This window comes from Streptomyces sp. NPDC048734, from assembly GCF_043198675.1.
Taxonomy (GTDB): domain Bacteria; phylum Actinomycetota; class Actinomycetes; order Streptomycetales; family Streptomycetaceae; genus Streptomyces.
In genome coordinates, this window is record NZ_JBICUZ010000003.1 from 208,958 (window position 1) to 234,877 (window position 25,920).

24 protein-coding genes and 2 pseudogenes are annotated in these 25,920 nt (G+C 70.6%); 10 read left to right on the forward strand and 16 right to left on the reverse strand.

Going from position 1 to position 25,920, the window contains the following annotated elements; all coding sequences use genetic code 11:
* Positions 1-86: 86 nt before the first annotated feature.
* Positions 87-1,391, reverse strand: a complete 1,305-nt coding sequence (locus ACGFQC_RS09970) for a hypothetical protein (RefSeq protein ID WP_363087485.1) — start codon at positions 1,389-1,391, stop codon at positions 87-89.
* Between the two features lie 1,007 nt (positions 1,392-2,398).
* Positions 2,399-2,953 (reverse strand): Uma2 family endonuclease, encoded by a 555-nt coding sequence (locus tag ACGFQC_RS09975; RefSeq protein WP_363087486.1) that lies wholly within the window; start codon positions 2,951-2,953, stop codon positions 2,399-2,401.
* A 141-nt stretch (positions 2,954-3,094) separates the two neighbouring features.
* Here ACGFQC_RS09975 and ACGFQC_RS09980 point away from each other — a divergent pair.
* The 3 genes and pseudogenes from ACGFQC_RS09980 to ACGFQC_RS09990 form a co-directional block, all read left to right on the forward strand.
* A pseudogene (locus tag ACGFQC_RS09980) lies at positions 3,095-3,364 on the forward strand (aminotransferase class I/II-fold pyridoxal phosphate-dependent enzyme); the annotation flags it as partial.
* A 111-nt stretch (positions 3,365-3,475) separates the two neighbouring features.
* A complete protein-coding gene (locus ACGFQC_RS09985) occupies positions 3,476-3,724 on the forward strand; it encodes a type II toxin-antitoxin system prevent-host-death family antitoxin (protein ID WP_363087709.1) in 249 nt (82 codons plus the stop codon).
* Between the two features lie 9 nt (positions 3,725-3,733).
* Positions 3,734-3,994, forward strand: coding sequence for a Txe/YoeB family addiction module toxin (locus ACGFQC_RS09990; RefSeq protein WP_363087487.1), 261 nt, complete (start codon positions 3,734-3,736; stop codon positions 3,992-3,994).
* Between the two features lie 345 nt (positions 3,995-4,339).
* Here the strand turns inward: ACGFQC_RS09990 and ACGFQC_RS09995 are convergent, their stop codons facing one another.
* The 6 genes and pseudogenes from ACGFQC_RS09995 to ACGFQC_RS10020 all read right to left on the reverse strand — a co-directional run bounded on the left by ACGFQC_RS09995 (position 4,340) and on the right by ACGFQC_RS10020 (position 9,992).
* Positions 4,340-4,942, reverse strand: coding sequence for a hypothetical protein (locus ACGFQC_RS09995; RefSeq protein ID WP_363087488.1), 603 nt, complete (start codon positions 4,940-4,942; stop codon positions 4,340-4,342).
* Positions 4,939-6,750: an alpha/beta hydrolase gene (locus ACGFQC_RS10000; protein ID WP_363087489.1), complete on the reverse strand. Its 1,812-nt coding sequence runs from the start codon at positions 6,748-6,750 to the stop codon at positions 4,939-4,941. The genes ACGFQC_RS09995 and ACGFQC_RS10000 overlap by 4 nt, the downstream gene beginning before the upstream one ends.
* Positions 6,751-6,759: 9 nt before the next feature.
* Positions 6,760-7,179, reverse strand: a complete 420-nt coding sequence (locus tag ACGFQC_RS10005) for a hypothetical protein (protein WP_363087490.1) — start codon at positions 7,177-7,179, stop codon at positions 6,760-6,762.
* A 539-nt stretch (positions 7,180-7,718) separates the two neighbouring features.
* Positions 7,719-8,701 (reverse strand): annotated as a pseudogene (locus ACGFQC_RS10010) (hypothetical protein).
* A 282-nt stretch (positions 8,702-8,983) separates the two neighbouring features.
* Entirely contained in the window at positions 8,984-9,166 is a 183-nt protein-coding gene (locus ACGFQC_RS10015) for a DUF397 domain-containing protein (RefSeq protein ID WP_363087491.1), read from the reverse strand.
* Complete coding sequence (locus ACGFQC_RS10020) at positions 9,078-9,992, reverse strand: helix-turn-helix transcriptional regulator (protein ID WP_363087710.1); 915 nt, start codon at positions 9,990-9,992, stop codon at positions 9,078-9,080. The genes ACGFQC_RS10015 and ACGFQC_RS10020 overlap by 89 nt, the downstream gene beginning before the upstream one ends.
* Before the next feature lie 180 nt (positions 9,993-10,172).
* Between ACGFQC_RS10020 and ACGFQC_RS10025 the strand changes: the two genes are divergently transcribed.
* The 3 genes from ACGFQC_RS10025 (at position 10,173) to ACGFQC_RS10035 (ending at position 11,561) form a co-directional block, all read left to right on the forward strand.
* A complete protein-coding gene (locus ACGFQC_RS10025; protein ID WP_363087492.1) occupies positions 10,173-10,628 on the forward strand; it encodes an ATP-binding protein in 456 nt (151 codons plus the stop codon).
* 91 nt (positions 10,629-10,719) lie between these two features.
* On the forward strand, positions 10,720-11,139 hold the full coding sequence (locus tag ACGFQC_RS10030; protein WP_363087493.1) for a prevent-host-death protein: 420 nt from the start codon (positions 10,720-10,722) through the stop codon (positions 11,137-11,139).
* A complete protein-coding gene (locus ACGFQC_RS10035; protein ID WP_363087494.1) occupies positions 11,136-11,561 on the forward strand; it encodes a cytotoxic translational repressor of toxin-antitoxin stability system in 426 nt (141 codons plus the stop codon). The genes ACGFQC_RS10030 and ACGFQC_RS10035 overlap by 4 nt, the downstream gene beginning before the upstream one ends.
* A gap of 170 nt (positions 11,562-11,731) precedes the next feature.
* Here the strand turns inward: ACGFQC_RS10035 and ACGFQC_RS10040 are convergent, their stop codons facing one another.
* Both ACGFQC_RS10040 and clpB read right to left on the reverse strand, forming a co-directional pair.
* Positions 11,732-12,262 carry a YbjN domain-containing protein gene (locus tag ACGFQC_RS10040; protein WP_363087495.1) on the reverse strand — a complete coding sequence of 177 codons (531 nt, stop codon included), beginning with the start codon at positions 12,260-12,262 and terminating at the stop codon, positions 11,732-11,734.
* Between the two features lie 135 nt (positions 12,263-12,397).
* Complete coding sequence (clpB, locus tag ACGFQC_RS10045; protein ID WP_363087496.1) at positions 12,398-14,998, reverse strand: ATP-dependent chaperone ClpB; 2,601 nt, start codon at positions 14,996-14,998, stop codon at positions 12,398-12,400.
* Between the two features lie 118 nt (positions 14,999-15,116).
* On the opposite strand from clpB, the gene ACGFQC_RS10050 reads away from it, so the two are divergent.
* Positions 15,117-15,530, forward strand: coding sequence for a TIGR03618 family F420-dependent PPOX class oxidoreductase (locus tag ACGFQC_RS10050; protein WP_363087497.1), 414 nt, complete (start codon positions 15,117-15,119; stop codon positions 15,528-15,530).
* 342 nt (positions 15,531-15,872) lie between these two features.
* Here ACGFQC_RS10050 and ACGFQC_RS10055 read toward each other — a convergent pair whose 3' ends face one another.
* The gene (locus ACGFQC_RS10055; RefSeq protein WP_363087498.1) at positions 15,873-16,211 is read right to left on the reverse strand and encodes a hypothetical protein; all 339 of its coding nucleotides are present in this window, start codon (positions 16,209-16,211) and stop codon (positions 15,873-15,875) included.
* A gap of 7 nt (positions 16,212-16,218) precedes the next feature.
* Positions 16,219-16,464: a hypothetical protein gene (locus tag ACGFQC_RS10060; RefSeq protein WP_363087499.1), complete on the reverse strand. Its 246-nt coding sequence runs from the start codon at positions 16,462-16,464 to the stop codon at positions 16,219-16,221.
* A 104-nt stretch (positions 16,465-16,568) separates the two neighbouring features.
* Here ACGFQC_RS10060 and ACGFQC_RS10065 point away from each other — a divergent pair, with 104 nt between their 5' ends.
* Together ACGFQC_RS10065 and ACGFQC_RS10070 are read left to right on the forward strand one after the other, a co-directional pair.
* Complete coding sequence (locus ACGFQC_RS10065) at positions 16,569-17,588, forward strand: helix-turn-helix transcriptional regulator (protein ID WP_363087500.1); 1,020 nt, start codon at positions 16,569-16,571, stop codon at positions 17,586-17,588.
* Entirely contained in the window at positions 17,585-18,577 is a 993-nt protein-coding gene (locus ACGFQC_RS10070) for a helix-turn-helix transcriptional regulator (protein ID WP_363087501.1), read from the forward strand. The genes ACGFQC_RS10065 and ACGFQC_RS10070 overlap by 4 nt, the downstream gene beginning before the upstream one ends.
* Here ACGFQC_RS10070 and ACGFQC_RS10075 read toward each other — a convergent pair.
* Together ACGFQC_RS10075 and ACGFQC_RS10080 are read right to left on the reverse strand one after the other, a co-directional pair.
* On the reverse strand, positions 18,535-19,506 hold the full coding sequence (locus ACGFQC_RS10075) for a LuxR C-terminal-related transcriptional regulator (RefSeq protein ID WP_393288029.1): 972 nt from the start codon (positions 19,504-19,506) through the stop codon (positions 18,535-18,537). The two genes, ACGFQC_RS10070 and ACGFQC_RS10075, sit on opposite strands and share 43 nt — an antisense overlap.
* A gap of 1,456 nt (positions 19,507-20,962) precedes the next feature.
* On the reverse strand, positions 20,963-22,066 hold the full coding sequence (locus tag ACGFQC_RS10080) for a substrate-binding domain-containing protein (RefSeq protein WP_363087502.1): 1,104 nt from the start codon (positions 22,064-22,066) through the stop codon (positions 20,963-20,965).
* Between the two features lie 302 nt (positions 22,067-22,368).
* On the opposite strand from ACGFQC_RS10080, the gene ACGFQC_RS10085 reads away from it, so the two are divergent.
* Complete coding sequence (locus ACGFQC_RS10085) at positions 22,369-24,009, forward strand: PA14 domain-containing protein (RefSeq protein WP_363087503.1); 1,641 nt, start codon at positions 22,369-22,371, stop codon at positions 24,007-24,009.
* A gap of 246 nt (positions 24,010-24,255) precedes the next feature.
* Here the strand turns inward: ACGFQC_RS10085 and ACGFQC_RS10090 are convergent, their stop codons facing one another.
* Positions 24,256-24,708, reverse strand: a complete 453-nt coding sequence (locus ACGFQC_RS10090; RefSeq protein WP_363087504.1) for a heat shock protein transcriptional repressor HspR — start codon at positions 24,706-24,708, stop codon at positions 24,256-24,258.
* 5 nt (positions 24,709-24,713) lie between these two features.
* Positions 24,714-25,901: a molecular chaperone DnaJ gene (gene dnaJ / locus ACGFQC_RS10095; protein ID WP_363087505.1), complete on the reverse strand. Its 1,188-nt coding sequence runs from the start codon at positions 25,899-25,901 to the stop codon at positions 24,714-24,716.
* Positions 25,902-25,920 lie beyond the last annotated feature (19 nt).

Consider the following 25,920-nt stretch of genomic DNA (forward strand, 5'->3'; position numbering starts at 1 on the left):
CCGGGACCCATCGGTTTCCCTCCGCCCGGCTCCGTGCCAGTGCCAGCGCACCCGGCGCCTGGGGGGGCACAGGCGGTGTTGCCCAGTCAGCGGCGCCGCTTGCGGCCGCTCTTGTCTGAGGAGCGCCGAGCCTTCCGGGCGCGGCGGATGCGGGTGCCGTGGGTACCCAGTGCCCGGGCCGCCAGCTGCCTGAGCTCGTCGAGTCCGGACCGGTCCGGGTGCGCGGAGTCCAACGCGGCGGCAACCGCGTCCCTGGCCTGGGGACCCTGGGCGCGCAGCGTCTCCTCGGCGCCGTCCCCGCCGCCCGCCAACTCCACGAGCTGAAGCAGGCTCTCGGCGAGCACCAGCAGAGACTCTGCATCGGTCATGTCTTCTGGGGACAGCAACTCACGGTGCGCCAGCGCGTTCAGCGCCAGCGGCGCCAGCTGTGTGTCCCGCCGCAGCGTGCGCAGCAGCCGCTCGCCCTCACCGTCCGACAACGCCGCCAGCAGCACGTCGAGCATCGCCTGCGCACGCGTGTGGAAGGTCATGCTCCTTACGGCGTCGGTCAGTTGCCGCAGGGCACCTTCCCGCTCGCCGCGGGCCGTGATCCAGCCGGCCAGCTCCGTGCGGGCGGCGTCCGGGTCGTAGTCCTCGGCCAGCACCCCCAGCAGACCGGCCGCCGGCGCCTGGGCCAGTTCACCGACCAAGGGTGCGTCCCTGCCGGCCGCCAGCAACCGCTGTCGTACGGCCCGGGTACCGAGCTCGGTGAGACGGATGAGCTCGACCGGCCCGGCGGTCAGCTCCTCCCGCCGGGCATCGGCACGCTCCCGCGCCGCCGGGTCCGTTGCCGCCCCCGCGACGCCCAGCAGCTCCGCGAACTCCGGCGGCATGTCCGCGAGCAGCTCGGGTCCGGCATCGGAGAGGTCGACGTCGAGGAACACCGGATCGGCCATCCCACGGTCACGCTCGATCGCGCCCAGATCGTCCAGCAGGTCGAGCACCGTGCGCAGGTCCCGGTCGGCGTGCTCGAACCACATCCGGTGCCGAAGATCCAACCCGCCATCGAGCTGGAAGGAGCTCCGGTAGACCAGGTGTACCGTGTCGCGCAGCCGCGGCCAGGGCATCGGGAACGGCAGGCTGTAGAGCGTGTTCAGCACATCCTCCAGGACGTCCTCGTAGACGTCGAAGAGCATCGACTCGACGTGCCAGCCGCTACGCGCCCCGATCAGGGCCTGCCGCAGTTCGAAGCACGCGTCGAAGGCGCGCAGCCACAGCCGAAGCGGGTCGGCCAGCACCGGCCGGGCCTTGGCCACCGCGTACAACCGCCCCTTGACCACCCGGACCAGGCGCGTCTTCTTCGCCCACTCCATCAGCAGTCCCAGCTGCGGCAGGTCGGCCGAAGAGCGCACCCCCCTCGGTCTTGTCGCCAGTGCCGAGCAGGTCCACCAACTCGCGGGCATCCGCCATCCGCAGCCGTCCCGTCGCCGTCACGGGGCGGCCGTCCTGCCCCACCCACTCGGTGAGTCCGCGCAACTGCGCCACGGTCGTCGACGCCCCGGCCGGTCGGCGCAGTTCGTCGTCCGGGGGGAGCATGACGGGCAGTTGCGGCTCGGCTCGGGCCGAGCCGGACAGCGCACGGCCGGTCAGCCGCCGTTCTATGATCGCGTCGAGGACCTGCTGATCGTAGGCGGCCTCCCCACGCCGCGCCCGGTCCGCGAAGCGCTGCAACGCCGCCCCGTCCTGGACGTCCACGCCCTGCTCGGCGGCCGTCATCGCCCAGAGCTTCGCCAGTCCCCAGCGAGTGCGGTCCGTCATCGCCGCCAGATGCTGGTCCGCGACCCTGTCGACCGCGGCAAGGGAATCCTGGAGTGAGGGCCCGCGCGGGTCCGCCAACTGCGCGGCGTGCAGATAGTGCAGCAGCGTGCGCAGTGTGCCCGGGGCGTCGCCGCGTTCCTCCCCGGGAAGCTCGGTGACCTGCTGGGGAAGCCAGGAGAGCAGCAGTTCCTTCACATGGCGCGGCTCCCACAGCCCCAGCCGGCCGTCGGCAGTCGCCCGGTGTCGGTAGTCCAGGGCCGCCTCGGCAGTGAATCCGTCCACCGGCAGCCCCTGCTCTCCGGCCCAGGCGGTCGACCAGCAGCCCGCACGCCGCCTCGAACTCCTCCTCGGCCTCGGGTTCGAACCGCATCCGCATGAAATTCGTCCGACCTGTCAGCAGCAGTCCTTGCCGTGCCACGCTATCGCCGAACCGGGGCCGGCAACTCGGCCGAGGACGAACGGCCCCGCTACCTCAGGGCAGCACGTGGTGGTTGTCGCCCGCAGTAAACGCGACTTCGAACTTCCTTGCGATGAACCGGACTTCGTCGCACGGACTCACGGCATAGAACGGAACGGGCCTGGCCGCACCGGGAGCCCCTCGTCAGCGGGCGTCCGCCTCGGGCTCCGGGCGCGGGAGCTCGTCGAGGTCGAGGGTGAAGGTGCGGCCGTCGGCCAGGGGAATGGGGAGCTTGCCCGTGCCGTACTTGTGGGTGTGCGCCGCGATGTAGCCGGTGGCGGTCGGCTGGGTGTGGAGGACGACTTCCTGCGCGTACGGGTCCACGACCAGGTAGATCGGGATGCCGTACCGGCCGTACTTCGCGGTGCAGTCGTCGTAGTCCTTGCGTGCGGAGGAGGTCGAGACGACCTCGGAGATCAGCAGGACGTCCTCGAAGCCGTAGCGCTTGCCCTCCCGGCGGGCGTCCTCGCGAAGGATCGCCAGGTCAGGGGCGGAGTTCTCGTCGGCGGGGAAGTCGATGTAGACGTCGGAGGTGACCTTCGCGTGACGGCCGAGGGCGAGAGCGGAGTCGATCTGCATCGATCTGATGGTGCTGGAGTGCTCTTCGCTCTGCGGAGTCATGATCACCTTTCCGTCGGCCCCGAACAGGACCGTGTATCCCCTGGGGAACTCGGTGTGCACGATCGCGTCGACGCTCATGGACGGCTCCTTCCCGTGTGTGGTCAGAATACGGCGGGCAGCGTGCTCTCACCGAGCCCGGCGGTCCGGCTGTGAGCCCGGTCCGGACTCACGCGAATGGGTGTGTGAACGTGGAGTCGACCGGGTGACGGCCCCGCCCCGCTGGTCTCGGCCGTGCGCGCGGCGAAGCAGTACCTGACGTATGTCGCCTCCGGCCCGTTCCAGTACGCCGTCGCCGAGGCCCTGGCCCTCCCCGACACCTACTTCGACGCCTTCCGCGCGGACATGCCGGACAAGCGGGACCTGCTGGCGGCCGGCCTCACGAAGGCGGGCTTCGCGGTCTACCGCCCGGCGGGCACGTACTTCATCACCGCCGACATCCGCCCCCTCGGCGAGACGGACGGCATCACCTTCTGCCGCGCCCTCCCGGAACTTCCGCGCCGAAGGCGCACCCGATCGCGGCCGTCAATCCGGCGCTTGCCCACACCACAAGGACCGACGTACAATTTCTTGTACGTTGGAGGAGGTTCGACCGTGAAGACCATGTCGTATTCCGAGTCGCGCGCGCGGTACGCCGAGGTGCTCAACTCCGTCACCGACGACCGCGAAGAGGTCGTCATCACCCGGGCCGGGCGTGAGCCGGTCGTCATCGTCTCCCTTGAGGACTACGAGTCCCTGAAGGAGACGGCGTACCTGCTGCGGAACCCGGCAAACGCCCGGCGCCTGCTCGCGTCCATCGACGAACTGGAGAACGGCGGCGGCACCGTGCGCGAGTTGGCGACCGGAGAATAAAGGCCGGGAATGAAGATCACCTTCTCCTCCCGCGCCTGGGAGGACTATCTGTGGTGGCAGCTTCAGGACCGGAAGATCCTCAAGCGCATCAACACGCTCATCGCGGACATCGCCCGGAACGGCAACGAGGGGATCGGCAAACCGGAGCCGCTCAAGCACGGGTTCCAGGGTTACTGGTCACGCCGCATCAACGACGAGCACCGACTGGTCTACAAGGCCACCGAGGACGGCGTCCTGATCGCGCAGTGCCGTTACCACTACGAGAACTGACAGGACTCGACCTGATCCAGCACAGCGCCTGCTGACCCCTGTGTCACGCAGCGCTCACGCAGGCCACCGGCGGTTGATGCCGGGTTCCGGATCCTCACCGGGCAACAGCTCGAACATGGTGGGTAGGTTTCTCTCACGAGTGCCCGACGTCTGCGGACGGCGACGGAGACCGCGATCGCGGCTTCGAGGAGTACGACAGCATCGGTAGCCTGCGCCGCCATGATGCGCGCTTGGACCCTGTCCACGCTGCTTGTGCTCTGCGGTTCAGCCGCCGCGACCGGGATCCTGGCGCATGAGACGACGCCTTCCGCCCGGCGCCCTTGACCAGCCGTTCATTTATGAAAGCTAGAACTCCTGGTCAAGATTTGCCCCCTCAGGGGCGCGAAAACATCCGGATGTGAGATTGACCAAAATTTTGGGGTCTTTCTCCGTCCCGGTTGCAGGGCTCGACACCCACAGCTCAGCATTCAAGGAGAAGGGCTCCTTCTTGGAGTCGGCCGTAATCTCCAGCGTCTTGCTCTTGCTGTTGTTGGGGCCGTATTCGACGATCTTCCAGCCCTGCTCAGGGAGATTGCCCTTCAGGCGCTGAAAGCCGTCCCTCAATTCGTCCTCGGAGACGCCGTAGACGGACCACGGGTGAACAGTGCTGTAAAGGCGCTCAGGGTCTTCTTCGCAGGGTGCGATACCGGGTCCGGGCTCAGTCACCTTCCCTTCCTTGATGCCAATCATGTCGTAGATCTGGCTGGAAACAGCCTTCGCCTTCTCCCGAGCCTCTTCCAGGCCGAGCGTAGTGCTCTTGGAGCTGGCGGATTCATCAGCTGCAGATGCGTTTTCACTGCGGTCCACTGTGCTCGAACATCCTGTTCCGGCGAGAGAAAGAACAGCGATCAAGAAGGCAGCACCAAGGCGGAGCACCCGAAGGCGGCGATTGCGGTCGGGGGAAATCAATCGTCTTCCTCTACCTTGTCGTAGCGGCCGGCAACCACCGCTGCCTGGTTCTTGAGGCTTTGCGAGCTTTCATTCCAATAGTCACTGTGGCCACCTGTGTCCACGTCCATGCGATGGGCGCCGAAGGCTTCGCCGGAGGGGATGACCTGAACGTACCCGGCGTTGAAGGGAATTCCGTTCCAGGTCTCGACGTCCCACTTTTCACCGCCGAGGCGAGCCACCTTGCCACCAGCCGGCACGGGGTCGCTGGTCGCGGCCTCGGACCATACATGGCCCTTACCCACATCGAGATCATTCGCATCGCCCACGAGCATGCCAGGGCTGCCTGCCACGACGATGTCGTCCGTCGACATGCCCCCTTCCGCCATGGACGCGGCGCCAACCGTCGTAGAACCGTAGCTGTGGCCGATGACTGTCGTGTGGCTGGCGTCCGGACCGCCTTGAGCCGTCTCGAGTCCGTCCAGGAATCTGTTGAGCTTCGGTGCTCCGTCATACGCCCAGTGGTCATCCATCGCCTCCGGCGCGATGTTCTGCGGGGCGTCGTAGCCGATCCAGGTGATCGTGGACACGGACTGACCGGGATTCATTGCGTGAGCTTCTGCCCATACCCTGGTCATTCGCCCGATGTCCCCACCGGCTCCTTCGAGGCGTGATTTCGTTCCCGGCACGTATACTGCCGTATGGTCCGCCGTGTCCGGGTTTCCGTTGGCGACGATCGCGTGTCCATTACCCTTGGTGTCGAAGCCAAGGAGGTAAGCCGGAGGAAGTCCGTCCTTACCTGTGGCATCAAAGCGACTCTGGATGGAATTCATGCCTTTGAGGGTATTTTCCAGAGAGGATTTTCTGTCACTGTATTTTTCGTCCCATTCCTGCCATTTCTCGTTCAAACGCGGATAGCCACCGTGGGGTCCGTAGATGTAGCGCTCAGGCTCGGGAGGAATGGAGTCCAGATGCATCTGGTACTTCGCCTGCGTTTCCGCCAAAACCGTACGGTTGGCATCGTCACGAACTTCGGCCGGCAGACCGTCGAGCGCGCCGACGGCAGCCGGACGGAGGGTCAGGTAGGCCGTCTGCTGCTCTGCGGTGAGGCTCTTCCACCAGTCGGCGTTGTCCTCCGGGCTGCCACTCTTGGGTGGTTCTTTGATGCTGTCGAGATATTCTCCGGCACCCTTGAGGACACCGTCGGTGTCCTGCTTCACGTCTGCCCAGTCGCGGTCGGAGACGGTCAGGTCGTCGTCGGCCTTCAGCGCCCGTAGCTTCGGAGCCCACTTCCCGTCGGCCTCCGTGGCCTCCTTGAGAGCGGTGGCGATCTGATTGGCGTACTCCTGCGCCAGAAGGCGGTGGGGATTGGGATCGACGTTGCCCGCCTGGCGACCGATCGCGGCAGCAGTCGGGTCCGTCAGGCCGGACACCGTGCCGCCTTCGGGAATTCTGCCGTCGGTTCCCTCCCCGCCCGACGGATAACTGATCGAACCGTCGGTGTTGACGGTGAACTTTTCCGTCAACGCGCCCGCGACTGCGATATCCAGCCTCTTCTTGGCTGCTTCCAGGTCGTACGAGAAGCCGTTGAGCGCCGTGCTGATCAGACCGCACTCGACCTGGGTGTAGTGGAAGTTCTCGGCCGCTTCCTTGAGCTGGCCCAGTGCTGCGTCGGCGGCCTCGCCTTTCAAGGACTCACGCATGGCCGCGGCGATCTGGTTTTCGATGCGGTCCTTGGCGGCGCCGGCCATGTCACTCGTTGTGCGGTACCCGTCCGCGGCATCCGCGAACTCGGACGGTTTGAGGGCCTTGAGCGTCGCGTAGTCCATGGCTCCCGATCACCGACCCTCGGACTTACCGCCGCCGGCGGGAGTGTCCTCGTACTGGACCTTCAGCCCGGTGATCTCAGCCTTGATCGCCTCATCGGTCTTCAGCTGGTCGTTGCCCACCTTCTCGAACAGCTCGGCCAGCTTGCCGCACCGCTTGCTCACATCCTGGAGATAGCGCTTCCAGGAACCGTAAACCTCCAACTGAGCCGCAGCGGTAAGGCATTCGGAATCCTTGCCGAGTCCTGTCTGACCGTCTGCCATCCTCGCCAGCGCCTTGGTGATGGGCTCGCGCAGTCCCCCCACACTCGTCCCGGCTTTGGTCCACACCGCCTTGTCGGACCGCATCCCGTCGGAACCGCCACCACTGTCCCACGGCCCTCCGCCGCCACCGCTGCCTCCCTGGTCGGCCGGCAGTTGGTTGAGCTGCATCTGCGTAGTTAGTGTGCCGCTCGACCGCAACGGCTTTGAGCTGCTCCCACTCCTCCCACACCATGCGCGATGCCTCCCCGTGTCTTGTCGTGCGTGGACGGGCGAATGCGAGCCTGAGACCACAACACCGCACTGACCAAGACGTACCGTAATGCCCCTGCATCACGTGCCCCATCGGTATCGGCCACCATGGCGTCTGAGTATCTGTACTCAGACGAACCCGGTCCTCGACCGGACGGGGTGACACTGCCGATGTGTTCGGAGGCGGGTACAGGGTCGGCGTTGATGCGTGCGGTTGCCCGCCACGAGACGATCGCTCGGTGCACGGCCTCCCTGGCGACCGGCTCGGCGGCATCGGACAGCGCTTCCAGAAGCTCGACCGTGAATTGCCGGACGTCCTCGGCATCCAGATGACGCGCCCACGGGAACACCTCGGGTAGCGCGGGCAAAAACGACTTGGCGGCGTCATCCTGTTTCCTCGGGGCAAGGAGCCGCCGGGACGCAAGCCCGCCCGCGAATCTGTCGGCCATTTTCTCTGCTCAGCCCGCCGCGCGGAGTTCGTCCTCGGCGCGGCAGTCCCGGCAGCGGACGTGTCCCGCCGTGCGCATCGGCCGCTCGCAGCCGTCGCAGTTCACCCGGGGTACGACCGCCGGGCGTACGGGAGGCTCCGCGCTTCTGACCGGTAGCGGCAGGGGCGTCTCCCCGAGCCGGTAGGGGAGGATGCCGACGGGGCGGGCCAGCAGAGGGGACGGGAGCCCGGCGGTGAGGTGGTCCGTGATGTGGGTGGGCAGCAGGCCCGCCGCGAGCCACCGGCTGACGGCCGGGGCGAGGCGGGCCACCTCCCGTTCGGACAGGATGAGGCGGGGGTCGGCCCGGCGCAGGCCGGCGAGTACGGCGACGGCTCGGGGGTCGGCCTCGGCGAGCAGGGTCGGGGTCTCGGGCCCGGTGAGCGGAGCAGGGGTCTCAGCCTCGGTGAGCGAGGCCGGGCTCTCGGGCTCGGCGAGCGGGGCCGGGGTCTCGGGCTCGGCGAGCGGGGCCGGGGTCTCGGGCTCGGCCTGTACGGGGGCCGCGCGGTTTGCCGTACGGCCGCTGGTGCCGGCGGGGTCGTCGTCGCGACGGCGGGCTTCCTCCGGGGCCGGGGCGGCTCGGGAGGCCCGTCCGGGTTCGGCGCGCCGCCGGGGACGTCGTAGAAGTACGTCCGGGTGCGGACCTGGCCGGAGGGGGTTCGCTCGCGGCGGCGTTCCAGGTGTCCGGCGGCTTCCAGTTCCCGGAGCGCCCGCGAGATGAGGATCTCGCCCTCGCTGAAGTGCTCGCACAGGGCGGCGATGCTCACGGGGGAGCCGTCGGGCAGGGAGGCGATGTACGCCGCGACGCCGACCGTGACCGCGCTGCCGCGCCGCTGGGCGAGGGCGTTGGAGATCACCGTGAAGTCGGCCGTGAGGCGGGTGCGGACGTGGATCACGCCGGAGGTCGGTGTTCCGGCGTCGGCGCGCAGGCGCGCGTTAGACTGCGAGTCAGCCATTGGGAAGGTTGAGGCTTCCTGATCGGTCAGGCCCTCGATCGGGATTGCAGTCCCGGCCGGGGGCCGTCGTCTGTGTGGGGTTGCGCGGCGAACGTAACCGCCCGTGTCCCGCCCCCGCAAGCCGGTCACCCGGACGGGTGACGCGGGCTTCACGGCCGGGGAGGGTGGGGGGGCGGGTAGTTCTTTCCCCCGGTTCTTTCAGGAGGTCAGCGGCCGACCGGACCCTCGCGGACAAGGGTCCGGTGAGCCCGGAACACGGACGGCGGCCGGGACCCGGCCGCCTCAGAAACAGTGCTGCCCGGCCTTCAACTCGCCTATGAAAACGGCCCAGGCGGCAGTCTCGAAACACAGCGCCGGACCCTGCGGGACCTTGCTGTCACGAACCGGGACGACGGCCCGGAACCCGTCGGCCACCTCCACGCAGTCGCCCCCCTCCTGATTGCTGTAGCTGCTCCTGCGCCACACGGCGCCGTTCAGATCGGGACGGGACCTTCGCTCCACGGTGGTTGTCCTCCCTCACGGATCGGATCATGTCGAGCGACATGAGCGGGGGCAGCGCTGCCGCCCGCAGCCGATCGTAGGTCAGCGCGAAACTCCTCACCTCGTCCGGATCCTCGACGAGTTGGCCGAAGTGCGCGCCTTCCGTGTAGGCGGTCTCCGAGCCGTCCGGCATGGTGAGCACCGTGAGCGAGCCGCCCATGACGTCGTGCTCACCCTGGTCGAACGGCAGTACCTGCAAGGTGATGTGAGACTTCGTCACGGTATCGAGAAGCCGTGTCAGCTGCTCGCGCATCACCGTCTGGCCGCCGACCGGACGCCGGAGCACCGCCTCGTCGAGGACCACCCACAGCTCGGGACGGTCGGGGCTGCCGAGACGCTCCTGTCGTCCCATGCGAAGGGCGACCCGCTCCTCCAACTGCTCTTCGCTGCCGAGTGTTCGGCCGACTCTCAGCACCGCCCGCGCATAGTCCTCCGTCTGCAACAGACCCGGCACCACGTGTGCCGCGTACTGCCGGACGGCCACCGCCCGCGCCGAGTACTCCATGAACTTCCTCGACCAGTCCGGGAACGCCTCCCGGTAGACGTACGGCCACAGGTCCACCAGCAGGTCGTCCGCGCCGAGGGCCGCGTCCAGGGCGCGGGCCAGTTCCAGGGTCGGCTTCGCTCCGGACGCCCGCTCGATCTGCGTGATGCGCGTGCTCACCACGTGCGTCCTGTCGCCCGGTTCGGCCTGGGTCAGCCCGGCCGCCGTGCGGAGCCTGCGGACCCGCGCGCCGAAGAGGGCCGCCATGGACGTACTGGGGTCAATTCCGTTGGCCAAGGCGTCACTTCCGTTCCTTACGGGAGGAAAAGTAAGGCTGTGTCACCTGTTGAGCGTAGGGCGGCCTGCCGATCCTTGGGTACGGAACGTGACGAAGCGTGTACGTCACGGGAGTTCTCCCTCTTCACAGCGGACAAGGACGGACAAGCCGTGCTGACAACAACGACCACCCCTGAGCAGGAACTGCCCTCGTTCGCGGCGCGGTTCGCCTCCACGCCCCGTGGCGCGCGGCTCGCCCGGCGTCTCGCCGTCCGGCGCATGGAGGAGTGGGGGCACCCGCCGGCGTCGGACGCCTCGTGCGCGGTCGCGCTCGTCGTCGGCGAGCTGGCGGCGAACGCCGTGCGGCACGGCCGCGTCCCCGGGCACGACTTCGGGCTGCGGCTCGTCCTCGACGCGGCCGCGGATCTGGTGCGCGTCGAGGTCGCGGACGCCGCCGCCGCGAAGCGGCCGCCCACGGCCCCGCCGTCGTCGTACCCCGAGGGCGAGTCCGGCCGAGGACTGCTCCTGGTGGACGTCCTGGCCGTGCGCTGGGGGACGGAACCCCGTCGGCCGGTGGGCAAGACGGTGTGGGCGGAGGTGTCCACCGGGGCGTCGCACCATGCGTAGCAGCAGGCCACGCATGAAGTACGTCGCGTACTTGACGTACCTGGAACCGGGGCGCACCCTGGGAAGAACAGGGCGAACGAGGAGGCGGGTCATGGCGGCCGCGGTGCACTATGACAGCTACACCCAGGCGCGCGCGCACCTGAAGGACCTCCTCGACGCGGCCGACGAGGGACGGGTGGCGACCGTGCGGCGTGACTCCGGCCGCTCGGCGGTCGTGGACGTGGAGCGGCTGCGCCACTGCCTGTCGCTGGTGTGCCCCTCGAAGGCGGAGGTGGTCGCCGAGGCGGGGGGCTGGTCCGTCTTCCTGCCCGGCCTGCCGCTGGCCGCCGACGGGGCGTCGTTCGACGAGGCCATAGGGGAGATGGTCCAGGTCCTGCGCGAGTACGCCGAGGACTGGCAGGCCAGGCTGCGGCTCGCCCCCAACCACGCGGACAACTGGGGCCTGGTGCAGCTGGTCGCCCTCAGCGACGACGGGGAACTGCGCGACTGGCTGGTGGGTGCTCCACAGTGACCCGGCCCCAGCCCGACCGGGAGAACCACGACCGTTTCTGCCGCGTGGAGAAGTGGCTGCGCGTCCGGGACGCGCGCGGGCGCACCGGCACCCACCACGTGACCTACGAACTCACCCTGCACGACGGCCGGGTCCTGCGTACCCGCATCTCGCACCCGGTCGACCGCACCACGTACGGCATGGCGATGTGGCGGCACATCCTGCGGGACCAACTGGACGTGACCGAGGACGTGTTCTGGGCCTGCGCGCAGCGGGGTGAGCTGCCCGACCGGGGTGCTCCCAAGCCGCCGCGCGAGGCGCTTCCCGCCGATCTGGTGCATCTGCTCATCCACCGGGCGGGCGTCGGCGAGGACGTCGTGGCGGGGATGACCCGGGACGAGGCGGTGGCGAGGCTCCAGCAGTACTGGACGGACGGGAGCTGAGCCGCGCCCGGCGAGGCATCCGCCGTCCACAGCCTGTGGGCGACCGGACCGCGGCCGCGTACGGCGAGAGCCCGGCCCTGGCGCGCGACCGTGGTCGGTCGCGGCCCTGGCCGGGCTCTCGGTCGCCTGGGCGGGCGGCGGGCGCCGTTCGCCCGGGGCGGGGAGGCCGGCTACTCGTCGTCCGCGGGCTTGTCCGCGTCCTCGGCCGACGCCGACTCCAGGCCCAGCTGCTCCACGAGCCACTTGTCGAACTCGATGGAGGCGCGCACCCAGCTCACCGTCGAGGAGACGAAGAACTCGATGTTGACGCCGGCACCGATCAGCATCTGCGTCTCGCCGATGAGGCGGACGGTGCCGTCGTCGTGGGTGTGCGTGTACACCTTGGGCCACAGGGTGCGGCGGTTCCAGTCGTCGATGGCCTCCAGGATCTGGGGCTTCTCGTCGATCTGGTGCGGCCGGTCGAAGAACGTGCGCACCGAGTAGACCGCCTGGTCGCCCTCGCCGCGGAACATGAAGTACGTGCGGAATTCCTCCCACGGCGCCGCGAGGTCTCCCTCGTCGTCGACGACGTACTTCAGCTCCATCTGGTCGAGGAGCTGCTTCACGAGGTCCTGATCCGGAACGACGGGGCCCGCCGGTCCCTGGGGCTGCGGCTCGGGCTGGCCCCCGAAGTTCGGAATCGAGGACGGGTCGATGGTCACCGTGATTTTCCCTTCGTACGGATCTGGCCATCCTCCCCCATGCGGGGCGGGGGGTGGCAACCCCCGCCCCGAGGGTTCACCTCCGGTTGGCGCAATTCCGCTCAGGGCGTGTGTCCGGCCGGGCGCGGGCGCCGGTCAGAGGGTCTTTCCGGTCGGCGCGGGGCCCACGATCAGGCCGTCCCCGAAGGCGTCGACCCGGACCGTGTCGCCGTCCTTGACCTCGCCCGCGAGGATCTCCTTGGCGAGGCGGTCGCCGATGGCGGTCTGGACGAGGCGGCGCAGCGGCCGGGCGCCGTACGCCGGGTCGTTGCCCTCGTCGGCGAGCCAGGTGAGGGCCTCCTCGGTGACCTCCAGGGTGAGCCGCCGCTCGGCCAGCCGCTTGGCGAGGCGGTCGATCTGGAGCCGCGCGATCCGGGACAGCTCCTCCTTGTTCAGCGCCGAGAAGACCACCAGGTCGTCGAGCCGGTTGAGGAACTCCGGCTTGAAGGACGCCCGGACCACCTCCAGGACCTGCTCCTTCTTCTCGGCCTCGGTGGAGAGCGGGTCGACCAGGTAGTGGCTGCCCAGGTTGGACGTCAGCACCAGGATGGTGTTGCGGAAGTCGACCGTGCGGCCCTGTCCGTCGGTGAGGCGCCCGTCGTCGAGGACCTGCAGCAGGATGTCGAAGACCTCCGGGTGCGCCTTCTCCACCTCGTCCAGCAGCACCACGCTGTACGGCCGGCGCCGCACGGCCTCGGTGAGCTGGCCGCCCTCCTCGTAGCCGACGTAGCCGGGCGGGGCGCCGACGAGCCGGGCCACGCTGTGCTTCTCGCCGTACTCCGACATGTCGATGCGGATCATGGCCCGCTCGTCGTCGAAGAGGAAGTCGGCGAGGGCCTTGGCCAGCTCGGTCTTGCCGACGCCGGTCGGGCCGAGGAAGAGGAAGGAGCCGGTCGGGCGGTCGGGGTCGGCGATGCCGGCCCGCGAGCGGCGCACGGCGTCGGAGACGGCCCGGACGGCCTCGCCCTGGCCGATGAGCCGCTTGCCCAGCTCGTCCTCCATGCGCAGCAGCTTCTGCGTCTCTCCCTCCAGGAGGCGGCCGGCCGGGATGCCGGTCCAGGAGGCGACGACGTCGGCGATGTCGTCGGAGCCGACCTCCTCCTTGACCATGGTGTCCTTGGCGGCCTCCTCCTCGGCCTCGGACGCGGCCTCCAGGTCGCGCTCCAGGGTCGGGATCTCGCCGTACAGCAGCTTGCTGGCGGTGTCGAAGTCGCCGTCGCGCTGCGCCCGTTCGGCCTGGCCGCGCAGGTCGTCGAGCCGCTCCTTCAGCTCACCGACGCGGTTGAGGGACTGCTTCTCCTTCTCCCAGCGGGCGGTGAGGCCGCGCAGCTCCTCCTCCTTGTCGGCGAGGTCGCGGCGCAGCTTCTCCAGACGCTCGCGGGAGGCGGGGTCGGTCTCCTTGTCGAGGGCGAGTTCCTCCATCTTCAGCCGGTCGACGGCGCGCTGGAGTTCGTCGATCTCGACGGGCGACGAGTCGATCTCCATGCGCAGCCGGGAGGCCGCCTCGTCGACGAGGTCGATGGCCTTGTCGGGCAGGAAGCGGGAGGTGATGTACCGGTCGGACAGGGTGGCCGCGGCGACCAGCGCGCTGTCGGCGATCTGGACCTTGTGGTGGGCCTCGTAGCGCCCCTTGAGGCCGCGCAGGATGGCGATGGTGTCCTCGACGGACGGTTCGGCGACGAGCACCTGCTGGAAGCGCCGCTCCAGTGCCGCGTCCTTCTCGATCCGCTCGCGGTACTCGTCCAGGGTCGTCGCGCCGACCATGCGCAGCTCACCGCGGGCGAGCATCGGCTTGAGCATGTTGCCCGCGTCCATCGCCGAGTCGCCGCCCGCGCCGGCGCCCACGACGGTGTGCAGCTCGTCGATGAAGGTGATGATCTGCCCGTCGGAGTCCTTGATCTCGGCGAGGACGGTCTTCAGCCGCTCCTCGAACTCACCGCGGTACTTGGCCCCGGCGACCATGGCCCCGAGGTCGAGCGAGACGAGCCGCTTGTTCCTGAGGGACTCGGGCACGTCCCCCTTCACGATCCGCTGGGCGAGCCCCTCGACGACGGCGGTCTTGCCGACGCCGGGCTCGCCGATGAGGACCGGGTTGTTCTTCGTGCGGCGGGACAGCACCTGGACGACCCGCCGGATCTCGGTGTCCCGGCCGATGACCGGGTCGAGCCGGCCCTCGCGGGCGGCGGCGGTGAAGTCGGTGCCGAACTTCTCCAGCGCCTTGTACTGCCCCTCGGGGTCGGCGCTGGTCACCCGGCGTCCGCCGCGGGCCTTGCGGAAGGCGTCCAGCAGTTTCTTCGCGGTGGCCCCCTGCCGGTCGAGCACCTCGCCGGCCCGGCCGCCCTTCGCGGCGGTCCCGATGAGCAGGTGCTCGGTGGAGAGGTACTCGTCGCCGAGTTCCCGCGCGCGCTCCTGGGCGTCCGCGATCACGGCGAGCAGTTCGCGGTTGGGCTGCGGGGGCGCGACGGTGGACCCAGCCACGCTGGGCAGCGAGCCGAGCACCTGCTCGGCGCCCGCGCGCACGGCGGCCTGGTCGGCGCCGGCGGCGGCGAGCAGGTCGACGATGTTCTCGTTCTCCTGCCCCTGGAGCAGCGCGAGGAGCAGGTGTGCCGGGGTGAGGTCGGGGTGTCCTGCGGACAGGGCCCGGTTGCCGGCGGTCTGGATGGCTTCTCGGCTCCGGTTGGTCAGCTCTGCGTCCACGGTCGCTGTCTCCTCCTTGCGGGTCAGCCGTCGTCACTGACTCTGTCAGCGTACATAAACTTGAGTCTATTCCACTCAAGGTTGCGTCCGGGAGTCCTCCAGGGGCTAGGTTCCAGCCATGGCCGCATACCCGCAGGACCCGGGCGCTCCCGACGCGCCGTACCTCGACTTCTGGCGCGAAAAACACCTGTGCACCCTGACCACACCACGCCCGGACGGCTCTCCGCACGTCGTTCCGGTCGGAGTGACGTACGACCCCGGGGGCCGGCTCGCCCGGGTGATCGCGGACCGGGCGAGCACGAAGGTGCGCAACGTCCTGGCGGCCGGCGCGGAGGGCGCCCGGGTCGCGGTGTGCCAGGTGGACGGCAGGCGCTGGGCCACGCTGGAGGGCCGGGCCCTCGTCCGCGCCGAGCCGGACCGGGTCGCGGAGGCGGAACGCCGTTACGCCGAGCGCTACGGCCGGACCCCGCGCCCCAATCCGACGCGCGTGGTGATCGAGATCGAGCTGACGCGGGCGATGGGCCGGGGCTGAGGGGCACGGCGGGTGAGCCGGGCGCGACGGGCGCGACCCGCCGGGGACGACAGGGCGCGACGGGCCGGGGAGGACGGGCGCGGCGCGCCCGGGAGGACGGGGCACGACGGGCGCGACGGGCGCGACGGGCCGGGAAGGACAGAGCGCGACGGACCGGGAGGACGGGGGCGACGGACCGGTCGGCGGGTGACGAGATCCGCACCGGTGACTTCCGGCCACCTCACGGGGGTCCGACAACCGGAAACGTCCCCGCGAACGACAGCGGCGTCACCGTGTTCAGGTCACGGTGACGCCGCTGCGGGGGGAAGTACCTGCGCGATCTGTTACGACGGGGGAATCGCGTCAGGCACTGCGGGGGGTGGCTGAAATGGTCCTGGGGACAGCCGGGCTCGCCGACTCCGCCAGCTGGTGGTCCCGCTGGTCCAGGTTGACGAAGATCATTCCGTACCGGATGGCGCACCGCACGGGCTGGGGGGCTCCGCGGGGGCGCCGCAGACACCGGTACGCACGTACGTCGTCGTCCTCGTCCCGGGTCACGACGACCGGCTCCCCGAACACCGTCACCATCAACGAGTCACCGCTGTGGGGGATGGCGGTGACCAGGTCGATGAAGTGCCAGCCGGAGCGGTAGGCCGTGGCCATCTCGCGTCGGAAGGAGCGGTCGTCAGGAGGGGTCGTCATCTGCCCGTCAGCCCCAACTGCTGTCGTCCGCGCCGTTCGGCGCCACGATGCCCCAACTACTGTCGTCGCCACCGTTCGGCGTCACCACGCCCCAGCTGCTGTCGTCGGTGACGACGACACTCGGCTGCCCCGAACCCCAGCTGCTGTCCGCCGGAGCGCCGCTCTCCGCGCCCGCGAGGCCACTCAGTACTCCGAAGGCCACAGCGGCAGAGAAGGCGGCGACAAGAACCGAGCGAAGCTTTCTCTTGCCCATAGTCGGCTTCGTCCTCACTTGATGGTCACCTCTTCCCCCGTCGAGTAAGACGATGGCTCATTCGGGCACGTCGTGGCCACACGATCGGTGCATCATGTTCCTGCATGTTCAGGACCCTGGGGGGTGGAAATTTGGAAACTATCGGGACTAAAGGGACACATCCCCATGCGGTGACCGAATTGTGTGAGGCCGGCGCCCGGCTGTACGCGCAGGCGCTGCGCGCCGGACGCATCGCACGCGTGGACGCGGAACCCGCTCCGTGCCTGATGGAGTTCGCCCTCCTGCATCCGGACCCCGACGACGCCGACTGGCTGCGTCCCGTACCGCCGGCGGTCGCCCTGGCCCAGCGACTGAACCCCATCGAACGCGAGATCAGCGAACACCGGCGGATGTCGATCGAGATCGCCGACGCCTTCGAACCCTTCATGGCACTGAGCGCGCAGTCCACCGCCTCCACGCACTCCATCACGGTCCTGGAGGGCTTCGACCGGATCAACAGCGCCCTCGACCTCGCCACCGCACAGTGCCGGTCCGAGATGCTCACCGTCCAGCCCGGCCAACGGCGGCTGGAACACACCCTCGAACAGGCCCTCGACCGCGACAAGCCGCTGACCGACCGCGGGGTGCGCATCCGGACCCTGTACCAGCACACGGCCCGGCACAGCCCCGAAACGCTGGCCTACGTGGCCCAGTTCACCGACGGCAAGGTGGAGTACCGCACCATCGACGAACTCGTCGAACGCCTCATCATCTGCGACGAGACCGTGGCCTTCATCCCCACCCGCGACGACCGGCAGGTCGCGCTCGAACTGCGCCACCCCGGCCTCGTCCGCTACCTGATCAAGGTCTTCGAGTTCATGTGGAGCCGCGCCGTGCCCCTGAGCGCGGGCGCCCCCTACGAACCGGCGCCGGACGGCATCACCGACATCCAGCACTCCATCGCCAAGCTCCTGGTCGAGGGCCACGTCGACGAGGCGATCGCCCGCCGGCTCGGCATGAACGTCCGCACCTGCCGCGCGCACATCGCCAAACTCGCCTCGACGCTGGGCAGCGGCAGCCGCGCCCAACTCGGCTATCTCCTAGCACAGTCCGGAATCCTCAAGCAGGAGGACACCGCGCCGTGAACACGCCGCCGCACCCGCAGCACGGTGTGGAGGAGCTGTGCGCCGCGGGCCTGGAGCTGTACGCACGGGCCCTGCGGGACGGACACGTCACCGGGAAGGACGCCGAGGAGGAGGCCCCCTGCCTGCTCGGCTTCGGTCTGCTGCACCCGGATCCCGGCGAGCCCCGGGTACTGAGGCCGGTCGCCCCGGCCACCGCGCTGCACCGGTTCCTGCGCACCTCGGCGGCACGCGTCGCCGACGAACGGCGGCGCGAGGCCCTGCTGCTGGAGGAGTTCGAGCCGCTGATGCGGATCGACGGGCGGAGCACCGCGGACGCGGAGGCGTCGGCCCTGCGCATCCTGAGCGGTACGGAGCAGATCAACCAGGCCATCACCGACGCCATGGGCGAGGCGGCCCGGGAGGTCCTCTGCATCCAGCCCAACCACCACCACACGGGCGCCCGCGGCGAGGCGGCCCAGGCCGTCGCCATGCGCCGCGACCAGGCGCTCCTCGACCGCGGCGGCCGTATCCGCGCCCTCTACCAGCACACGCAGCGGTACCGGCCCCTCGTGCTGTCCCGCTACGAGCAGCTGCGGGGCGACGCGCAGGCCCGCACCCTGGACGAGATAACCGACCGGCTCCTCCTGGTCGACCGGACGGTGGCGTTCATCCCCGCCAACGCCGACCGCAGCCTCGCCCTCGAGATCCGCCACCCCGCGCTGATCTCCTTCCTGGTCACGGTCTTCGACCGGCTCTGGCGCCTGGCCACCCCCATGTACCCCGAGACGGTCACCCGGCCCACCCGCGACGGCGTCACCCCGCGCCAGCGCGCCATCGCCGCCCTCCTCGTCGAGGGCCACACCGACGCCGTCATCGCCGACCGCCTCGGCATGAACGTCCGCACGGCCCGGGTGCACATCGCCAAACTCGCCGCCACCCTCGGCAGCGAGAGCCGCGCCCAGCTCGGCTACCTCATCGGGCGCTCGGGGATCCTCGACCCGGAGGGCTGAGCGGGATCCGCGGTGCGCGGCACGTCGAGGCCCACCTGGGCGATGCGCACGCCCAGCTGGGTACGGCTGGCCGCCCCGAGCGTCTCCGAGAGGCGTGCGATGTGCGCGCGGCAGGTGCGCACGCTGATGCCGAGGCGTTCGGCGATCACCGCGTCCTGGTGCCCCTCCGCCAGCAGCGCGGCGATGGACTGCTCGCGGTGCGAGACGCCCTCTACGCGGGTGTCGGGCAGCGCGGCGGACAGCGGGACCGCCAGCCGCCAGAGCCGGTCGAAGACCGTGCCCAGGTAGGCGACCAGGGCCGGGTGGCGCAGCTCCAGCGCCATCGTGCGGTCGGTGTTGGCGGGGATGAAGGCGACCGTGCGGTCGAACAGGATCAGCCGGTCGATGACCTCGTCGAGGGTGCGGGCCTCGACCGCGTCGCCCATCAGGTCCAGGTAGTTGAGCAGGCCCTGGCCGTGCCGGGCGACGTGGTTGTAGAGGTCGCGCATCCGCACGCCCCGCCCGCGCAGGGCGAGCGCCCGGTGCAGCCCCTCCGACAGCTCGTGCTCGCGCCGGATGCCGCCGGGCTGCACCGTCAGCACCTCGGTGGTGCACGCCTCCGTCGCCTCGTCGAGGGCGGCCTGGATGCGGGAGGCCCCGTCCAGGACGCGGATCGCCACGCCCTCCCCGGCCTGGCCGCCCGGCGCGGTCCCGCCGAGCCCGGCGTACCACTCGAAGGCGGCGACCGCCGATCCCATCCGCCGCCGACTGGCGCTCACCTCGTCGTAGAGTCCGCGCAGCAGCCGGGTCATGACCTCCTGCGGAGAGGTCGGAACCAGCCATTCCATGTCGTCGGGGTCGGGGTGCAGCAGGGCGAGGTCCAGCAGACAGGGCACCGGCTCGGCGTCCCGGCGCGACACCCGGCCCCGCCGTACGGCCCGGGAGTACACGCGGTCCCCGGCCTCGCACAGTCGGTCAGCACCGTGAGGATGCTCCTCCGCCCCGTGCCCGGCCATCGCCCATCCCACCCCCGCCGTCCGCGTGTCGCGCGTCGTCCGCGTTTTCCGCAGCGCAACTATGCGCGGCCCCGGACCGGCTCCGCAACACGGCTCCTCCCCACGACCCCTTTGAATTCCGCCCATTTACGTGGGTTCCTCCCGGCCTCCGCCCCTCACACTGCAACAAGCTGATGCTCCCCGCGGACGCCCGGCGGGAACCCGTCCGGGTCCTCGCACGCCCGTGCGTCCCGCAACCCACCAGGTGATCACCGCGTCGCGTCCCGCCTCCGGCGCCCCGTGCGCCCCCTTGCGGTGGCGGGCGGGACGCGGTGTCCGCACGCCCAGGAGCCGACGTCGGCACCGGCGTGGCCGGGCGGCCGCCGTACCGCTCCCGTCCGGGCGAACGGGGCAACGGGCAACGGGCAACGGGCAACGGGGCCACCGGGACGCCCCGATGGCCCTCGCGGCCACCGGCCGGGGCGTGCCGGACGCAGTCTGCGGGCGCGGGCACGCCCCGTGCCCGGGCGCCCTGGTCCTCGCACCGAGGGCCGGGGGCCTCGACACCCTTGAGGGGGTCGTACGACGAGGGGGCGGCCCGGCGGGTGGCGGGTGCGGGCGCCGGAGGCGTGCCCGGCCGACGTCCAGGGGCCTGGGCGGCACTCCTGCGGCGGTGCGCGCCGACAGCACCCCGGAAAGGGGACCGGACGGTGCCCGCCCTACCGGGTCAGTGCCGGGCCCTGCGCGGGCAGCGCCGGGCTGAACCGGGTTCGGCCGGGCAGCGCCGGGCCGGGCCGGGTTCAGCCGGGCCGGGCCGGGCCGGGCCGGGTTCAGCCGGGCCGGGCCGGGCCGGGCCGGGCCGGGTTCAGCCGGGCCGGGCCGGGCCGGGCCGGGTTCAGCCGGGCCGGGCGACGCCGCAGTCCTGAGCGACCGCCGGACAGCCTGGTACGGGCTCCGCGCCGGGCAGGCGCCCGCTTCCGACGGCCTCAGGAGCCTGTACCGGCTGCGGGGGCGGGGACGGGGGCCGTCGGACGGGCACCGGCGGCCCGGCGGCCGAGCGGCCCCGGTCCGGCCCGGCGCTGCGCAGCCGAGCGGCGCCCGCTCCGACTGTGTGCGAAGACGTCCGCCCCGGCCTCGTCCACCCCGCGGGACGTGAACGGCTTCGCCCGCGCGACCGGGACCGGGACCGCAACCACGACCGGGACCGCGACCGCGACCGCGACCGGGTGGCTCGACGTGGCGGCTCCCGCCGGCTATCCGCCGACCGCCCGGCGAGCACCCGCCAGTGCACCACGAGAGCGGCGCCGTGCGACGTACGCCGACGCCGGCGGTGCTCCGGGGGCCCGTTCGGTGCCTCGCCACGGGCGGCGAGCGCCTGCCCGGCGCCGCCGTCCCTACCGGCTCACGCCGCTCAGTTCAGCCCGAGGGCCTGGCAGGTGGCCGCGTACTTGGCGGTGCAGATGTCGGACGGCTTGTAGATGCCGTCCGCGATGACGGTCTCCTTGATGTTCTTCTTCGTCAGCGCCACCACGGTGACCAGCTGGGCCGGGATCTCCTTGTCGGTGGGGCTGTCGACCTTGTCGCGGGTCAGGGCGTCGAACTCGATGTCGCGGCCCTGGACCTTGGCGACGGCCATCTCCGCGGCCGCCTCCGCCATCTGCGGGTAGGGCTTGTACACGCTCATGTACTGCTCACCGCTGAGGATCCGCTGCACCGCGGGCAGCTCCGCGTCCTGGCCGGTGATCGGCGGCAGGTCCTCGACGCCCGCGGCGCGCAGGGCCTTGATGATGCCGCCGGCCATGGCGTCGTTGGCGGAGTAGACGGCCGCGATGTTGCCCTTGCCGATCTTCTCGATCGCCTCGGCCATGTTGGACTCGGCGAGTTCCGGGCTCCAGTCCTTGGTGTCGAAGGACTCGGAGATCGTCACCCGGCCGCTCAGTTCCGACATCGCGCCGTCCTTGAACTGCTTGGCGTTCGGGTCGGTCGGCGAGCCGTTCATCATGACGATCTTGTCGGCGGTGCTGGGCGTGTCGATCGCCTCGACCAGGGTGCGGCCCTGCACCTCGCCGACCAGCTCGTTGTCGAAGGAGACGTAGGCGTCGATCGGGCCCTCGGCCAGCCGGTCGTAGGCGATGACCGGGATACCGGCGTCCTTGGCCTTCTGCACGGTGTCCGCGATGGCGTGCGAGTCGACGGCGTCGAGCAGGATGATGTCGACCCCCTCGTCGATCATCCGCTCCATCTGGGTCACCTGCGTCTCGCTCTTCGCGGCCGCGTTGGCGTACTCCGTCTTGCCCTTGTTGCCGGTGAGGTCGGCGACCTTCGCCTTGATGATGGGGTAGTCGAACTCCTCGTAACGGGTGTTCGTCTTCTCCGGCATCAGCACGCCGACGGTGATGTCGTTGCTCTTCGTCGGCGTCGCTTCGCCGCCGTCCTCCGCCGCGCTCAGCATCCCGCATCCCGCGAGCGAGAGGGACATCGTGGAGGCAGCCACGGCTATGGCGATACGACGCATTCGAGGGCTCACTTCAGGTGCGTTCCGGACATGGGTGCGACATGTTGACCCAGGTGGCTCAAAAGCCAACGCGGCAGCGACCGCCGGCGTCAAGCCGTACTACTTAACGAAGTGACAACATCACACTCCGCTTAGCGTGTGAAGACACATGGAGACGGGACGGAAACCCTCCAAAACCCCTTTACGGACCCTCCACGCGACACGAGTTCACAAAACCGTGAACGACCGCACAACTCCCCGCGTTCCTCACGGGTCGTCACCACGACGGACCGTCCGGCCGTCCCACCCGAACAGAGGACCGCATGAAGCCAGCCAGACTCGCGACGGTCGTCGTGCTCGCCACGACCGGTGGTCTCCTCGCCGCCACCACCGCGCCCGCCTCGGCGGCGACCGCCTGCGCCTCGCCGGTGTACAAGCGCCAGATCTACGCGAACACCACCTTCTCCGGCACCCCGAAGCAGACCGGCTGCGACGCGGCGATCAGCGAGAACTGGGGCACCGCCGCCCCGCTCCCCCGGATGTCCGCCGACAACTTCGCCGTCCGCTGGACCGTGACGAGGGACTTCGGCTCGGGCGGCCCCTTCACGTTCTCGATCGCCGCGCAGGACGGCGTCCGCGTGTACGTCGACGGTGTCCGCAAGGCCGACCTGTGGAAGAACGTCTCGACCACCGCGAAGAAGACGGTGAACCTGTCCCTGCCGGCGGGCAGGCACACCCTGCGCGTCGACCACGTCCACTGGACGGGCCGCGCCGACGTCTCCTTCGCCTACGGGCCCCGCACCGCCGCCACGGTCGACAAGGTCAAGCCCCTGGCCCCGACGGGCTTCGGCGTCACCTACGCCCCCGCCACCGGCAGGGCACGGCTCGCCTGGGCGAAGAACAGGGAGATGGACCTCGCGGGCTACCGGGTCTACCGCCGGCCCGCCACCGGCACCTCCTGGACCAGACTGCTCTCCAGCGCCTCCCTCACCCACACCGACACCACCCTCCCGGTGACCGGCGCCTCGTACGCCTACCAGCTGCGCGCCCACGACAAGGCGGGCAACGAGTCGGCGGGCACCGCCGTCAGGACCGTCACCACGGCCGACCGCACCGGCCCGGCACCGGTGACCGGACTGTCGGCGCTCGGCACCACCGCGGGCAACTCCCTGGTCTGGAACGCCTCCGCGGACGTCCACCACTACGAGGTGTGGGCCGCACCCGAGGGCCGGTCCGACCCGGACGGGCCCGAGACGGTGTTCCAGGCGTCGTACACGGACCGCACCGCGGAGGCCGGGACGCCCTACCGGTACGGGATCTACGCCCTGGACGCCGCCGGGAACATCTCCCCGGTCTCCGCCGGCCTGACGGTCATCCGGCCCCCCGCCTCCGCCGATCCCGCCCCGGTCGGCGTCCTGGCCACGCCCGCCGACGCGTCGACCACCCTCACCTGGACACCCGGCGAGGGATCCACGGCCGCCGGGTTCCGGGTGTACCGCAGGACGGCGCCGACCGGTGCCTGGTCCCCGCTGGGCAGCACCTCGGCACCGGCGTACGAGGACACGACCGCACCGGCCGGCAAGGCGTACTACTACGTGGCCGCCGTCGACGCCGCCGGGGACGAGTCGGTCCCCTCGGCGGAGGGCGTCGTCGAACGGCTCACCCCCGCCACGGCGACCGGCCCGGCCGCGCCCCGGCTCACGGTGGTCTCGGAGGGCGGCACGCGCTTCCCGATCAGGGTCGGCATCGCGCCCGGAGCGGGTGACGGGGGCCGTGTGCTGCGCGGCCACTCCTGGGACGTCTCCGGGGCGTGCGGCAGCAGCGGCACCCGGCTGACCACCGACGGCAGCCTGTCGTGGACCCCGTCGTACACCGGCCCCTGCACCGTCACCGTGCGGGCCGTCGACGCGTACGGGCGGCCGGGCGAGCAGAGCGCCTCGGTGGAGGTCATGGTCAGCCGGTAATCGCCGTGACCTGCGGAACCGTCGCTTCCGGCGCTGCGAGACCGGCTCCGGCGCGGGCCGGTACGCCGGTCTCGCCGCCGCCCTGGTGGCCCTCGGGGGCGCCGCCGCGTGGTTCGGCACCCGTCGCCGTCGCGCCTCGCGCGTCTGACGGTCCGCCCCGCCGGGACAGCGCGCGAAGGGGCCCGGAGGACGCGAAGGGGCCCGGAGGAATCGACCTCCGGGCCCCTCGGACGTGTTGTCGCGTCGTCAGTCCGCGGCCTGCTGCCGCTTCGGCCGCCACACGACCAGGGCGCTGGTCTGCTGGACCTCCTGGTACGGCACCAGGTCGCGCCGGTAGGAGGCGTGCACCGCGGCCTCGCGCTGCCGCATGGTCGCCGCCGCCCCGTCGAGGGCGTCCTCCAGCTCCGCGATGCGGGACTGCAGGGCCACGACCTGGTTCTCCAGCTCGATGATCCGCTTGATGCCCGCCAGGTTGATGCCCTCGTCCTGGGACAACTGCTGGACGGTGCGCAGCAGTTCGATGTCGCGGGCCGAGTAGCGGCGGCCCCGGCCGGCGGTGCGGTCCGGGGAGACCAGTCCCAGGCGGTCGTACTGGCGCAGGGTCTGGGGGTGCAGGCCGGAGAGCTGAGCCGCCACCGAGATGACGTAGACCGGGGTCTCCTGAGTCAGTTCATACGGATTGCGACGACGGCCGTCCATCACTCTCAAGCTCCCTTCGCTGCCTCGAACAGCTCCTCCCGCGGATCCTCACCCGCGGTCGCCTCGCGATACGCCTCCAGTGCGTCCCGAGCCTTCCCCGAGAGGTCCTTCGGAACACTCACCTCCACGGTGACCAGCAGATCGCCGCGGGTGCCGTCCTTGCGCACCGCGCCCTTGCCGCGCGCCCGCATGGTGCGCCCGTTGGGCGTGCCGGGCGGCAGCTTCAGCGTGAGCGACGGGCCGCCCAGCGTGGGCACCCTGACCTCCCCGCCGAGGGCGGCCTCCGTGAACGTCACCGGCACGGTCACCGTGAGGTTGTCGTCCTTGCGGCCGAAGACCGGGTGCGCGTCGACGTGGACGAGCACGTACAGGTCGCCGGCCGGGCCGCCGCGCTCACCGGGTGCTCCCTTGCCGCGCAGCCGGATGCGCTGCCCGTCGGTGACACCCGCCGGGATGCGGACCTGCATGGTGCGGGAGGACTTGGCGCGGCCGCTGCCCTTGCACTCCATGCAGGGGTGCTCGGCGATCAGGCCGCGGCCCTTGCAGTCCGGGCAGGGGTCGGTCAGCGAGAACCCGCCGCCCGAGCCACGCGCCACCTGGCCGGTGCCGACGCAGGTCGGGCACACGCGCGGCGTGCCGTTCTTGTCGCCGGTGCCGGAGCAGGCCTTGCAGGGGGACTGCGAGGACATGCGCAGCGGGACCGTCGCGCCCTCGATGGCCTCCGTGAAGGTCAGGGTGACCTCGGTGTCGATGTCCTGGCCGCGCCGGGGCTGGGTACGGGTGCCCGGGCCCGTGCCGCCGCGGTTGAACAGGCCCCCGAAGACGTCACCGAGTCCGCCGCCGAAGCCGCCGGCCCCACCGCCGGCGCCGCCACCCTGGGCGCCCCCGAAGAGGTCGCCCAGGTCGAAGTTGAAGGAGCCGCCGCCCGCGCCCGGCCCCGGACGGAAGCCGCCGTTGCCGAAGAGGGCGCGTGCCTCGTCGTACTCCTTGCGCTTCTTGGGGTCGCCGAGGATGTCGTTCGCCTCGGAGATCTCCTTGAAGCGCTCCTCGGCCTTGGCGTTGCCCTTGTTGGCGTCCGGGTGGAACTCGCGGGCGAGCTTCCGGTACGCCTTCTTGATCTCGGCCTCGGTGGCGTCCTTGGGGACGCCGAGAACCTTGTAGTAGTCCTTCTCGATGAAGTCCTTGGTGCTCATCCCCGACGTCCCTCCTTCC

What these genes read in the sequence shown, in the direction of transcription:
- ACGFQC_RS10085 (WP_363087503.1), top strand. Translation starts at nt 22,369, where the DNA reads ATGAAGCCAGCCAGACTCGCGACGGTCGTCGTGCTCGCCACGACCGGT.
- ACGFQC_RS10060 (WP_363087499.1), bottom strand. Translation starts at nt 16,464, where the DNA reads ATGGGCAAGAGAAAGCTTCGCTCGGTTCTTGTCGCCGCCTTCTCTGCC.
- ACGFQC_RS10000 (WP_363087489.1), bottom strand. Translation starts at nt 6,750, where the DNA reads ATGGACTACGCGACGCTCAAGGCCCTCAAACCGTCCGAGTTCGCGGAT.
- ACGFQC_RS10065 (WP_363087500.1), top strand. Translation starts at nt 16,569, where the DNA reads ATGTTCAGGACCCTGGGGGGTGGAAATTTGGAAACTATCGGGACTAAA.
- ACGFQC_RS10050 (WP_363087497.1), top strand. Translation starts at nt 15,117, where the DNA reads ATGGCCGCATACCCGCAGGACCCGGGCGCTCCCGACGCGCCGTACCTC.
- ACGFQC_RS10055 (WP_363087498.1), bottom strand. Translation starts at nt 16,211, where the DNA reads ATGACGACCCCTCCTGACGACCGCTCCTTCCGACGCGAGATGGCCACG.
- ACGFQC_RS09990 (WP_363087487.1), top strand. Translation starts at nt 3,734, where the DNA reads ATGAAGATCACCTTCTCCTCCCGCGCCTGGGAGGACTATCTGTGGTGG.
- ACGFQC_RS10090 (WP_363087504.1), bottom strand. Translation starts at nt 24,708, where the DNA reads ATGGACGGCCGTCGTCGCAATCCGTATGAACTGACTCAGGAGACCCCG.
- ACGFQC_RS10030 (WP_363087493.1), top strand. Translation starts at nt 10,720, where the DNA reads ATGGCGGCCGCGGTGCACTATGACAGCTACACCCAGGCGCGCGCGCAC.
- ACGFQC_RS10005 (WP_363087490.1), bottom strand. Translation starts at nt 7,179, where the DNA reads ATGCAGCTCAACCAACTGCCGGCCGACCAGGGAGGCAGCGGTGGCGGC.
- ACGFQC_RS09975 (WP_363087486.1), bottom strand. Translation starts at nt 2,953, where the DNA reads ATGAGCGTCGACGCGATCGTGCACACCGAGTTCCCCAGGGGATACACG.
- dnaJ (WP_363087505.1), bottom strand. Translation starts at nt 25,901, where the DNA reads ATGAGCACCAAGGACTTCATCGAGAAGGACTACTACAAGGTTCTCGGC.
- ACGFQC_RS09985 (WP_363087709.1), top strand. Translation starts at nt 3,476, where the DNA reads ATGTCGTATTCCGAGTCGCGCGCGCGGTACGCCGAGGTGCTCAACTCC.
- ACGFQC_RS10020 (WP_363087710.1), bottom strand. Translation starts at nt 9,992, where the DNA reads ATGGCGGCCCTCTTCGGCGCGCGGGTCCGCAGGCTCCGCACGGCGGCC.
- ACGFQC_RS10080 (WP_363087502.1), bottom strand. Translation starts at nt 22,066, where the DNA reads ATGCGTCGTATCGCCATAGCCGTGGCTGCCTCCACGATGTCCCTCTCG.